We start from the raw sequence: 12286 nt of genomic DNA on the forward strand, positions 1-12286 counted from the left end.
GGTGCTCAACTATTTCCCAGTCTAGGAGCGCGGCGAGTTCTACTGATTGACGCAAATCAATCCGGGGTGTTTCGCCAAGGCTTAAGGTGTTTCGTATGCAGAACGAACCTTTGGCTCCATGGAGGTACCAGCAATGAAAGCTCTCGTGTATCACGGTCCCGGCGCATGCTCGCTCGACGATCGCCCGACGCCGGCTCTCGTCAATGCGACCGACGCGATCGTGCGGGTCACCCGCACGACCATCTGCGGAACCGATTTGCACATTCTCAAAGGGGACGTGCCGACATGCGAACCCGGCCGCATCCTCGGCCATGAGGGCGTCGGCATCGTTCAAGAGGCCGGTTCTGCCGTGACGTCGTTCAAGCCCGGTGACCATGTGCTGATTTCATGCATTTCGTCGTGCGGAAAATGCGAGTACTGCAGGCGCGGCATGTATTCGCACTGCACGACGGGAGGCTGGATTTTGGGCAACCGGATCGATGGGACTCAGGCCGAGTACGTGCGGATTCCACACGCCGATACCAGTCTCTATCACATTGCGGCGGGTGCCGACGAAGACGCGCTGGTGATGTTGTCGGACATTCTCCCGACAGGGTTCGAATGCGGCGTGCTCAACGGGAAAGTCGAGCCCGGCAGCACAGTGGCGATCGTAGGCGCAGGTCCGATAGGGCTCGCCGCGCTATTGACTGCTCAGTTCTACTCGCCCGCACGAATCGTGATGATCGACCGCGATACGAATCGCCTCGAGGTTTCTCGGCGGTTCGGCGCGACCGACTGTATCGACATCGGCGCGCTCGATCCCGCTGCGGCAGTGATGAAGCTGACCGAGGGCGTGGGCGCCGACTGTGTGATCGAGGCCGTCGGTGTGCCCGCGAGCTTCGAGTTGTGCGAAGCGATTGTCGCGCCGGGCGGAATCATTGCAAATATCGGCGTGCACGGCGTAAAAGCCGATCTGCATCTCGAGAAGCTGTGGGATCGCAATATCGCGATCACGACACGCCTCGTCGATACGGTGAGCACGCCGATGCTGTTGAAGACCGTGCGTTCGGGCAAGCTCGATCCAAAGCAGCTCATCACGCATCGCTTCAAGCTCGGCGAGATCGACAAAGCTTACGAGACGTTTGGACACGCCGCCGACACGCATGCGCTGAAAGTGCTCATCGAAACATGATGGCTGGCGCAGAAACTGGCCGCGCTCGGCGTCGTGTCCGCACCGCGCGGCGATAGCCCAACGGAGGACAGATGCCGCGGATCGTGACCCTCACGCTGAATCCCGCGCTCGATGTTTCGACCGCCGTCGAACAGGTCATCGATACGCGCAAGCTCCGATGCGACACGGCGCTCAGGCATCCGGGCGGCGGCGGTATCAACGTCGCGCGCGTCATCGAACGGCTGGGCGGCGATTGCATGGCTGTCTATCTGGCGGGCGGCCCGTTCGGCGAGGAACTGAGGCGCCTCGTCGAGGCGGAGAACGTGCGCGGGCAGTGCATCGAGATCGCCGGGGAGACACGCGAAAGCTTTTCCGTCTACGAGAAGTCGACCGGGCGCCAGTTTCGCTTCGTCCTGCCTGGGCCCACGCTCGCCGAGGCGGAATGGCAACGCTGCATCGCGCGGCTGGATGCGTTCGGCCCGCCGCCGAGCTATCTGGTCTTGAGCGGCAGCTTGCCTCCGGGCGTTCCCGATGACATCTATGCGAGGCTGGCCGGATCGGCGAGGCAGAAGGGAACGCGGGTCGTGCTCGACACGTCCGGACCTGCTTTGCGATCGGCGCTCGATGCGGGCGTTTTTCTCGTCAAACCCAGTCTTGGCGAGCTTCGTGAACTGACCGGCCGGCCGCTCGCCAACGAGACCGAATGGAAAGAGGCGGCGCTCGCGATCGTGCATGCGGGACAGGCCCGCGCGGTCGTGTTGACGCTCGGCGGGCTGGGTGCCTTGCTCGTCAGTGAGCGCGCCGTGCTGCGCGCGCCGGCGCTGAGCGTGCCCGTCGCTAGCGCAATCGGTGCCGGCGACAGCTTTCTGGGTGCACTCGTTTGGGCGCTCGATCACGACGCACCGCTCGAAGAAGCGTTTCGCTATGGATTGGCGGCGGCGTGCGCCTCGCTGCTGAATGCGGGCACCGAACTTTGCAAAAAAGAAGATATCGAGCGTTTATATCGTGACATCGTCATCGGATGAGCCAAGGCCCTCCGGCGAAGGTGTCGATTGCCGCTGCCCGACAGCGATGGGAGATGAATCGTGTACAAAAAGATACTGGTTGCCGTGGATGGCAGTGGGTCATCGAAACGCGCGCTGGACGAAGCACTGCGCCTGGTCAACCTGGCGCATGCCGAGCTGCGCGTCGTGCATATCGTCGACAAGTCGCCGCTCTTCCTGTATGCCGGATACTACGATCCGGTCGCGCTGATGGAGGGATTGCGCGCCAACGGCGGCGCGGCGCTCGACGCCGCGCGGGAGGCGATGGCGGCACAGCACGTGGCGGGCGAAGTCGAGGCCGTCGAAACCGAAAGTCTGGCGGATGACGTGCCGCACTGCTTGCTCAGATACGCCGAAAGCCACGGTGCCGATCTCGTGGCGATGGGCACGCACGGGCGCCGGGGTGTGCGCCGTCTCGTGCTGGGAAGCGTGGCCGAGCGCTTTTTGCGCCTTTCGCACTGCCCGGTTCTCATGACGCGGGATACCGCCTGATCGAACGCCCGCTGAGCAGACGAGACGACCGGCCGATTCCCGGCCCGCGCGACTCCGCATCGATCGGGGCGGACTCGCGCCGAGGCGTCTGTGAAGCGATCCATTGACGCGGATCAGTGACTGCGCGGCACGGCCGCCTATGCTCACGATAGGGTTACTGCAAAGGGCGGAGAAAACCGCGCGTCCCAATGGAAAAAAACGACTACTTCAGTCTCGCGGTCACGCTAGGCTTGGCGATGCTGCTCATGTTCCAACTGCTGACGGGCAGCCCGCCGGCACGGGAAATCGCCTACAGCGATTTCCGCACGTTGCTCGCCGCGAAGCAGGTGGATGCGCTCGTCGTCACCCCGACGCAGATCATGGGCGAAATACGCATGCCGGCTGCGGCAGCGCTGCTGCCGGCGTCGGATGCGGCAGCGATCCGGAGCAACGGTGCGCCGTGGCGCTTCTGGACGCACCGGATCAGCGACGATCATCTGACCGAAAGCCTCGCTGCAGCGGGTGTCCGCTACCGCGGTGCACCCGATAGCAACTGGGGCGGGGCGATTTTGTCATGGGCGCTGCCCGTCGTGGGATTCGTCGTGCTCTGGGGCTTCTTGATGCGTCGTGGCGGCGCGATGCGCGACTTCGCCGGCGTCGGCAAGAGCCGCGCGCGCGTCTATGCGCAAACGGAAATGGGCGTCACCTTCGGCGACATTGCCGGCATCGACGAGGCCAAGGCCGAGCTGCAGCAGATCGTCGAATTCCTGCGCCACGGCGAGCGCTATCGCCGGCTCGGCGGCAAGATTCCGAAGGGCGTGTTGATCGTGGGCGCGCCGGGCACCGGTAAGACGCTGCTCGCGAAGGCCGTCGCGGGCGAGGCTGGCGTGCCGTTCTTTTCGATCAGCGGCTCCGCGTTCGTGGAGATGTTCGTTGGGGTGGGCGCGGCGCGCGTGCGGGATCTGTTCGAACAGGCGCAACAGAAGGCTCCGTGCATCGTCTTCATCGACGAGCTCGACGCGCTCGGGAAGGTGCGCGGCGCGAGCGCATTGTCGGGCAACGATGAGCGCGAGCAAACGCTCAATCAATTGCTCGTGGAAATGGACGGCTTTCAGCCGAACTCGGGCGTGCTCATCATGGCCGCGACGAATCGCCCGGAAATACTCGATCCCGCGTTACTGCGCCCCGGCCGCTTCGACCGGCACATCGCCATTGACCGGCCGGATTTGATCGGACGGCAGCAGATTCTCGCGGTGCACGTCAAGCAGGTGAAACTGGCTGCCGACGTCGACCTGGCCGAGCTGGCGTCGCGCACGCCGGGCTTCGTCGGCGCCGACCTGGCGAATGTCGTGAACGAGGCGGCGTTGCACGCAGCCGAGCAGGACAAACCGGCCATCGAAATGGCGGATTTCGACGAGGCGATCGATCGTGCGATGGCCGGCATGGAGCGCAAGAGCCGAGTCATGAACGAGCAGGAGAAGGTCACGATCGCCTATCACGAGGCAGGGCATGCGTTGGTGGCGCAAAGCCGGGCGCATTGCGATCCGGTCAAGAAAGTGTCGATCATCCCGCGCGGCGTCGCGGCGCTGGGCTACACCCAGCAGGTGCCGACCGAGGATCGCTACGTCCTGCGCGAGAGCGAGCTGCTCGATCGTCTCGACGCGCTGTTGGGCGGCCGCGTGGCGGAGGAGATCGTGTTCGGCGACGTGTCCACCGGCGCGGAGAACGATCTCGACCGCGCGAGCGCGCTGGCGCGCCACATGGTGACGCGCTGCGGAATGAGCGAGCGGCTCGGTCTCGCGACATTCGCCGACACGCAAGCGGCAGGGAACATGCCGGGAACGCCAGCCCATGAGCGCTACAGCGAGGGCACAGCCGCGCTGATCGACGAGGAAGTGCGCCGGCTCCTGGGCGAAGCGCACGAGCGCGTGACGCGAACGCTGCGGGAGCGGCGCGAGCCACTGGAGCGTATTGCGCGGCGTCTGCTCGAGAGCGAAGTCATCGATCACGAGACGCTGCTAAAGATGATTGGCGAAGCGCCTCCGGCTACGGTCGGCGTGGCGCAAGACGTGGCGTGATCGTGGGTGTAATCGACCCGGATGGGGCCGAGCGGAATATGGACCGCGTAGCAAGAAACCCAGATGTGGGCACACGCGCGAATAGCGCTTGCCAGTATTTCCGCGTTTGGAATTCTGCAAGCGGGACATCGGCGTCGAATGCGATGGCGAGCGCCGATTCGTTGTCGGTGAGCGGCTGCGCGTTTGCGAACTGCAGCCGTAGCACGCTCACGTCGGCATCCGAGGGGCTGTCGGCGCGCGCCAGGCGCGTTCGTACGCGTTGTTCCAGACGAGCGGGGTCTGCCTGAAAGTCCAGTATCTCGACCGGGGCCGCGTGCGTCGAGGCAAGCTCGATGAAACGCGCGCGGTGCACGTGCTTGAGAAAGCTCGCATCGACGATGACCGGGTAGCCGTTTTCCAGCAGTGCGTCCGTGGAGGACAGCAGTTTCTCGTACTGCCTATCGATCGACTCCCCGGTGTATGCGGCAGCCGGTAACGGAGCCCGGCCCGGCGCCGAGAGCGCCTCGATGCGCTTGCGCTCGATGTCGCTACTCACGCGCACCGCTCCGATCAGCGGCGCGAGCGCTTCGCTGGCGGCCGACTTGCCGGACCCTGAGAAGCCGTGGCACAGGAGCAGGAATGGCCGCTGCGCAGCGGCCGCGCGCTTGGCGATGCGCAGATAGCGGGCAGCTTCCGGCACGACACCCCGGCGCTCCGATTCCGCTGCTTTGAGCACCGCGACGAGCGCGCGTACCAGGGCCCGGTAGACCACGAAGAGGCGCAACGCCGCGAGGCCTGAAAAATCGCCGGTCGCCGTCACCCAGGCGTTCAACAGGCGACACGCGAGATCGGCTTGGCCGTATGCAAGAAGATCCATCACGGGAAACGCCAGATCGTTGACGATATCGATCCAGCGCAGGGCACCGCTGAACTCGATGCAGTCGAACATCAGCACGTCTTGCCCACGCCGCACCACGTTGGCGAGATGCAGGTCGCCGTGGCAGCCGCGCACGAAACCCGCCGTGCGGCGCGCATCGAAATGCCCGGCAAGGCGTGTCAGTTCCACATCGCACCAGTCGCGCAGCGTGCCCGGCACGAGCCCGGGCGATTGCCGATCGAGCGAATCGAGCACGACCTGGACTTGCGCGCGAATACACTCGGCTGTGCCGAACCGGTGTTTGGGCGGATTGCGCGGCGCGTGCCGGTGCGATTGTGCGAGGCGCTGCGCGAGGCGGTCGATGTCGGTGGCCGCGAGCTCGCCGCGCGCGGCCAGTGCGGAAAATACACCGCGTTCGTCGAAGCGTCGCATCTTGACGGCGTACTCGGCGACTCGCCCGCACGAGGCGAAGGCAAAAGAACGTCCCCGCCGCGCGATCGGTACGACGCCGAGATAAAGCGGCTGCGCGAATTGCCGGTTCAGCTTGAATTCGTCGAGGCAAGATCGCGAGCGCGCTTCGTGCGTCGAGAAGTCGACGAAGTCGAAACGGACGGGCTTCTTGATCTTGTAGGCATAGCGTCCAGCCAGATAGACGACGGACAGATGTGTTTCGATGCGTACGACGTGTCCGGCGGGATGCGGATAGGCGCAGGCACGCTGCAATGCGCGGACCAACGCTCGAAAGCCACGTTTCATGGCGCGCGCACGTAAGGTGGTGTGTAGCGTCATCGCAGCTCCGCAAGCTGGCAACCAGGGGGCGCACTTGTCGAAAGGTCCTCCTGGCATGTCGGACAACGCGGCGCAAGGGACGCGGTAGCTTCGTCGTCGGAAGTCAGTACGGCATCGAGCGAGGGGTCCGGCCGGAATATCGTGATGCCCTTCAACCCTTTTTCCCAGGCATCGAAGAACAGGTCGGCGACGTCGGTCTCGCGGCACGTCTGCGGCACCGCAACCGTCTTCGAAATCCCCGCGTCGACGAACGGTTGCAGCGTCGCGAGCATGGCGACGTGGTCGGCTGGGGCGATGTCGCCCGCTTTCGCGAAGTAAGCGGGCAACGGCACTGCATCGCCGTGCACTGAGCGAAACAGGCGGTAGGCGCGGTTTTGCGCGACGGCGACTTGCCGTTCGCCGTTGCCCAGGCGTATCGCGCGGCGAAAGACCCAGTCGTAGGCGGGTTCGATGCCGCTCGAGCAATTGCCCGCAAACGCAATACTCACGCTGCCGGTCGGCGCGAACGACAGCAAGTGACTATTGCGCAGTCCGTGGCGCGCAATCGCCTCGCGTACCGACGGCGGTAAGTCCGAGGTGAAGCGGTTTCCTTCGAGATACCAAGCTGAATCGAACGACGGGAACGGACCGCGTTGCGCGGCCAGCTCGGCCGATGCGGCATACGCCGCGTCACGCATGCAGGCGGCGATTCGTCCTGCCAGCTCGCGTGCGACGTGCGAATCATAGCGCAGCCGCATCATGGCGAGCGTGTCGGCCAATCCGGTGACACCGACGCCGATCCGGCGCTTGGCCAATGCCTCCCGCTCGTGTTCAGGCATCGGCCAGCGCGTGATGTCGAGCACGTTGTCCAGCGCGCGGACCTGAACGCGCACGAGCTGACCTAGCCGCATGAAATCGAATCGCGGGGTGCCTCCGGTCCCGAACGGCGCATCCACGAGCCGGGATAGATCGATAGGGCCGAGCACGCAGCTTCCCCAGGGCGGCAAAGGTTGCTCGCCACATGGATTGGTCGCGGCGAGCGTTTCGAGCCGGGCGAGGTGATTGGCTCGATTGACCGTATCGACGAACAGCAGGCCCGGTTCGGCGCTGTCGCGCGCGCAGGCCACGATCTGCTCCCAAACCGCACGCGCGCGCACGATGCAATAGCACCAGTCCCCGGTACGCAGCCGGAACGCGCCGGCGCGCAACTGCTGCGCCGACGGCGCAGCGTCGTGCCGGAGCATCCATGGGCGGTCGTCTCGGACCGCATTCATGAACGCATCGGTGACGGCGATGGACACGTTGAACGACCGCCAGCGCCGCCGCCCCGTTTTGGCCTGCACGAAGGCGGGGAGATCGGGATGGTCGCAGCGCAGCACAGCCATTTGCGCGCCACGGCGTGCACCGGTGAAGGGTGCTTGTTGGCATGCGGCGTCGAAACGATCGACTATCGCGCAGGCGTCGCAAACGCGGCTTTCGTCATCGGTGCGTGCGTTCGCGGGCGGTACCGGCGAAAAGTCGTAGCCGATGCCGCCGCCCATGAGGAGCGTGGTGCGCGCGGCCGCCAGCGCGCGTTCGATATCGTCCGCAGACGCCACGTACCGACCGGCGGGTTGCGAGCAGAGGGGATGCACGAAGCAATTGACCATGGTCGCGTCGTTCGCCGTGCCGGCATTCGCCATGATGCGGCCGGCGCCGATCGCGCCTTGCAGCAGGTTTCGATAGAAAACGCGCGCAAACTGACTTCGCGCGTAGGGCTGCTCGACGCGCGCGAGCGCCCGGGCGACACGCTTGAACACGTCCTCGAGCGTGTGTTCGCCGGGCGCCAGGTAGCGGTCGGCCAGTACCGACGCGCAGACTGCCTGTGGCTCGCGAGTGCCGGAAGCGATATGCATGGAAACGCGTCCGCCGAAAATGCTCAGAAGCGGCAATGATCGGTGCGTTCGTCGGACGTCCCGATCGCGACGTCTTGCGCCGGCTTGTCGTACGGCGCCGCCGGCAGTTCGACCGATTCGAGGTAGGTCGGCACCTCGCAGGGCCAATGCAGCGTTTCCTCGATCCGACGCCTCAGCGCATCGGCCGCCGCCGGCTCGCCATGCGTGACGAAGGTGCGCTCGGGCGGGGTCGACAGCGAGCCGAGCCATGCGAGCGTCTCGCGGTAGTCGGCATGTGCCGACAGCGACGAAATCGATTCGATCGCCGCCCGCACCGGCACGTATTCGCCGTGAATCTTGAGCGTGGGCGCGTGCGCCTCGAGGGCCGCCCCGCGCGTGCCCGCCGCCTGATAGCCCACGAGCACGATCGTGTTGCGCGAATCGGGCGCAAACGTCTTCAGGTGATGCAGTACACGGCCACCCGTGGCCATGCCGCTGCCCGCGATGACGACCATCGGGCCGTGCCGGGCCGTCAGCTGCTTTGACTGATCGACGGTGCGTACCATCGTCGCGGCCTTGCGGATCGAGTCCGCTTGCGACATCGTGAGCCGATGTTCGCGCATGTGGTGCCGGTAAAGTTCGGTCACATCGATGGCCATGGGGCTGTCGAGATAGACGGGGACGTTCGCCATCCGTCCCGATTCCTTCAGCAACGCGATGTACCGCAGGATCGACTGCGTGCGGCCCACGGCAAAGGAGGGAATGACGACGACGCCGCCATGCTTGAACGTCCGCGCGAAGATCGTCTCGAGTTCGGCCGCTGGATCGCTGTCCGGGTGGAGGCGGTCGCCGTAGGTCGATTCGACGACGAGGTAGTCGGCATGCGCGAGCGGCATCGGCGCGCGCAGGATCGGATCGACGGGTCGGCCGATATCGCCGGAAAACGCGATCAGCTTTCCGCCCATATGTATGAGCAGACTTGCGGCGCCGAGGATATGTCCGACCGGGAGCAGGCAAAAGGACACGCCGTTTTGCAACCTGACGGGCTGGTCGAAATCGCACGGCACGAGCTGCTTGAGCACGCGCTCGGTGTCGTCCATCGTATAAAGCGGCAGCGCGGGGTGGTGCTTCGAGAAGCCATGGCGGTTCGCAAAGTCGGCTTCTTCTTCCTGGAGCTTGGCGCTGTCTCTGAGGAGCACGCCGCACAGGTCGACGGTGCCCGACGTGCCGTAGACGGGGCCGCGGTAGCCCATGCGCGCGAGCACGGGTAAGTACCCGGAGTGGTCGAGGTGAGCATGGGTGAGGATCACGGCGTCGAGCGTATCGACGGGCACTGGGAGCGGGGCCCAATTGCGCAGCCGCAGGTTTTTCGTGCCCTGAAACAGTCCGCAATCGATCAAGAGGCGCAGTCCTGCGCCTTCGAGGAGGTATTTCGAGCCGGTGACCGTTTCGGTTGCGCCCAGGAAAGTCAGTTTCATGCGTGGCTCCGTGAAGTCCCGTGATTCTCGATGCTCTCGAGCATGACTTCATGATGGGGATTCTCCGAAGCTTTCTCCTGATCCACATCAACGAAATCGGGACGCGCCGCGCGAAACTGGAAGCAACGACCCGGCTGTGCGCAAAGGAGCAGGAGATGACTGACGAGATCGCTCATATCATCTGGTTCGAAGACCTGCGCCGGGCAGACGTGCCGCGTGTGGGCGGCAAAAACGCGTCGTTGGGCGAAATGGTCGCCAACCTGTCCGCTAAAGGGGTGAAGGTGCCGCCCGGCTTCGCGACCACGGCGCACGCGTATTGGCGCTTCATCGACGCAAACGGGTTGCGGCAGACGATTGCCGCGACGCTCGACGAACTGGCCGCGCATAAATTGACGCTTGCCGAGGCCGGGGCCGCCATTCGCCGCGCCATCGTGCGCGGCGAATGGCCGGCCGACACCGCGCAGGCCATTCGCGACGCGTACGATGCGTTGTGCCAGCGCTCGGAGCGGCAGAACGTGGACGTGGCGGTGCGATCGAGCGCCACCGCGGAGGATCTTCCGGACGCGAGCTTCGCGGGGCAGCAGGAAACGTACTTGAACGTGCGCGGCGAGCGGGCGCTGCTCGAGGCATGCCGCCGCTGCTATGCCTCGCTCTTTACCGATCGGGCGATCGCGTATCGGCAGGACAGGGGTTTCGATCATCTGCAAGTCGCGCTGTCGGTCGGCGTGCAGCGCATGGTGCGCTCCGACCTCGGCAGTGCCGGCGTCATGTTCTCGCTCGATACCGAGACCGGTTTCGATCGGGTGGTGCTGATCAATGCCGCGTGGGGGCTTGGCGAGAACGTCGTGCAGGGCACAGTCGATCCGGACGAGTACGAAGTGTTCAAGCCTTTGCTGAACGATCCTGCGTCGTGCCCGATCGTCGGCAAGACATGCGGCGAGAAGGACCGCAAGATGATCTATGCGAGCAGCGGCGATGCCCCCACCCGCAACGTGCCGACCTCGAAAGCGGAGCGTGCCGCCTTCGTGCTGAGCGATAGCGAGATTCTGGCGCTCGCGCGCTGGGCCTGTGCGATCGAAGCGCACTACGGCCAGCCGATGGATATCGAATGGGCGAAAGACGGCGCAAGCGGCGATATGTTCGTCGTCCAGGCGCGCCCCGAAACCGTTCAGTCGCGCCGACAGGCCGGCGCCGTGAAGACTTATCGGATCGGCAGCACAGGCCGCAAGCTGCTGTCAGGGGTGAGCGTCGGCGAGGCGGTGGCGACGGGGGCGGTGTGCGTGATCGACAATGCTCGCGACATCTCACGCTTCGTCGACGGCGCGATTCTCGTGACGCAGACGACAGACCCCGACTGGGTACCGATCATGCGGCGCGCCTCCGCCATCGTCACCGATCATGGCGGACGAACCTCCCACGCCGCCATCGTAAGCCGCGAGCTCGGGCTGCCTGCCATCGTCGGCACCGGTAACGCGACGCATCTGTTGCACGACCAGCAGGACGTGACGGTCTCGTGCGCGGAGGGCGGGCAAGGTTTCGTGTATGAGGGCATCGCCGAATACGAGGTCGAGGAGATCGATTTCAGCGCGATCCCTGTCACGCGAACGCAGGTGATGCTGAACCTGGCGAACCCCGCGGCCGCATTTCGCTGGTGGCGGATTCCTGCCGACGGCATCGGCCTTGCGCGTATGGAATTCGTCGTGAGCAACCATATCAAGGTGCATCCGATGGCGCTCGCATGCTACGACACCTTAAAGGACGAAGAGGCGAAGCGGACTATCGCGGCGCTGACAGCGGGTTACGACGACAAGACGGAGTATTTCGTCGATCGGCTCTCGCGCGGTCTGGCGCGCATTGCCGCGGTCCGCTATCCCTATCCGGCCATCGTGCGCATGAGCGACTTCAAGACGAACGAGTATGCGCATCTGATCGGCGGCGCTCAGTTCGAGCCGAAGGAGGAGAACCCGATGCTCGGCTTCCGGGGCGCGTCCCGCTATTACTCGCCGCGCTACCGGGACGGTTTCGCGCTCGAATGCCGCGCGATCGCGCGCTTGCGCAACGAAATGGGCTTCAAGAACGTGGTCGTGATGATCCCATTCTGTCGATCGACCCGGGAGGCCGACCGCGTACTGGCGGTGATGGCTGAGCATGGCCTCGAACGCGGCCAGGCGGGCTTGCAGGTGTACGTGATGTGCGAGATCCCGTCGAACGTGATCCTGGCGAAGGCGTTCGCCGAGCGTTTCGATGGCTTTTCGATCGGCAGCAATGACCTGACTCAGCTGACGCTCGGCGTCGATCGCGATTCGGCTGAACTTGCCGAACTGTTCGATGAGCAGGACGAAGCGGTGAAATGGATGATCGGCAGCGTGATCGGAGAAGCGCACAAGGCGGGCGCCAAAGTCGGCTTGTGCGGACAGGCGCCGAGCGACCATCCCGAGTTCGCGGAATTCCTCGTGGGGTGCGGGATCGATTCGATCTCGGTGAGCCCCGACAGCTTCATCGCGGTGAAGCAGCGCGTGGCGGCCGCCGAGCAGGCGGCCGGCTTGCGGATGGGGGGCGAGCGTTGAA

Annotated in this window: 8 protein-coding genes; 5 read left to right on the plus strand and 3 right to left on the minus strand. The window is 64.9% G+C overall.

The features are described 5' to 3' along the window. The first annotated feature begins 133 nt into the window (after window positions 1-133). The 4 genes from GWC77_RS13625 (at window position 134) to ftsH (ending at window position 4742) form a co-directional block, all read left to right on the plus strand. Window positions 134-1171: a zinc-dependent alcohol dehydrogenase family protein gene (locus GWC77_RS13625; RefSeq protein ID WP_173257537.1), complete on the plus strand. Its 1038-nt coding sequence runs from the start codon at window positions 134-136 to the stop codon at window positions 1169-1171. A gap of 71 nt (window positions 1172-1242) precedes the next feature. Further along, the gene (locus tag GWC77_RS13630; RefSeq protein ID WP_173257539.1) at window positions 1243-2175 is read left to right on the plus strand and encodes a 1-phosphofructokinase family hexose kinase; all 933 of its coding nucleotides are present in this window, start codon (window positions 1243-1245) and stop codon (window positions 2173-2175) included. A 60-nt stretch (window positions 2176-2235) separates the two neighbouring features. After that, window positions 2236-2685, plus strand: a complete 450-nt coding sequence (locus tag GWC77_RS13635; RefSeq protein WP_173257541.1) for a universal stress protein — start codon at window positions 2236-2238, stop codon at window positions 2683-2685. Window positions 2686-2873: 188 nt separating this feature from the next. Beyond that, a complete protein-coding gene (gene ftsH, locus GWC77_RS13640; protein WP_173257543.1) occupies window positions 2874-4742 on the plus strand; it encodes an ATP-dependent zinc metalloprotease FtsH in 1869 nt (622 codons plus the stop codon). On the opposite strand, the gene GWC77_RS13645 is transcribed toward ftsH, so the two are convergent. The 3 genes from GWC77_RS13645 to GWC77_RS13655 are packed head-to-tail and all read right to left on the minus strand — an operon-like array spanning window position 4711 to window position 9718. Then, window positions 4711-6387: a bifunctional aminoglycoside phosphotransferase/ATP-binding protein gene (locus tag GWC77_RS13645; RefSeq protein ID WP_254366949.1), complete on the minus strand. Its 1677-nt coding sequence runs from the start codon at window positions 6385-6387 to the stop codon at window positions 4711-4713. The two genes, ftsH and GWC77_RS13645, sit on opposite strands and share 32 nt — an antisense overlap. Further along, a complete protein-coding gene (locus GWC77_RS13650) occupies window positions 6384-8261 on the minus strand; it encodes an adenosylcobalamin-dependent ribonucleoside-diphosphate reductase (protein WP_173257545.1) in 1878 nt (625 codons plus the stop codon). Before GWC77_RS13650 ends, GWC77_RS13645 begins: the two co-directional genes overlap by 4 nt. A gap of 23 nt (window positions 8262-8284) precedes the next feature. Continuing rightward, a complete protein-coding gene (locus GWC77_RS13655; protein ID WP_173257547.1) occupies window positions 8285-9718 on the minus strand; it encodes an MBL fold metallo-hydrolase RNA specificity domain-containing protein in 1434 nt (477 codons plus the stop codon). Window positions 9719-9873: 155 nt separating this feature from the next. Here GWC77_RS13655 and ppsA point away from each other — a divergent pair, with 155 nt between their 5' ends. Next, window positions 9874-12285, plus strand: coding sequence for a phosphoenolpyruvate synthase (gene ppsA, locus GWC77_RS13660; protein WP_173257549.1), 2412 nt, complete (start codon window positions 9874-9876; stop codon window positions 12283-12285). The last annotated feature ends 1 nt before the right edge of the window (window position 12286 follow it).

This window comes from Paraburkholderia sp. NMBU_R16 (genome assembly GCF_013282575.1).
Taxonomy (GTDB): domain Bacteria; phylum Pseudomonadota; class Gammaproteobacteria; order Burkholderiales; family Burkholderiaceae; genus Trinickia.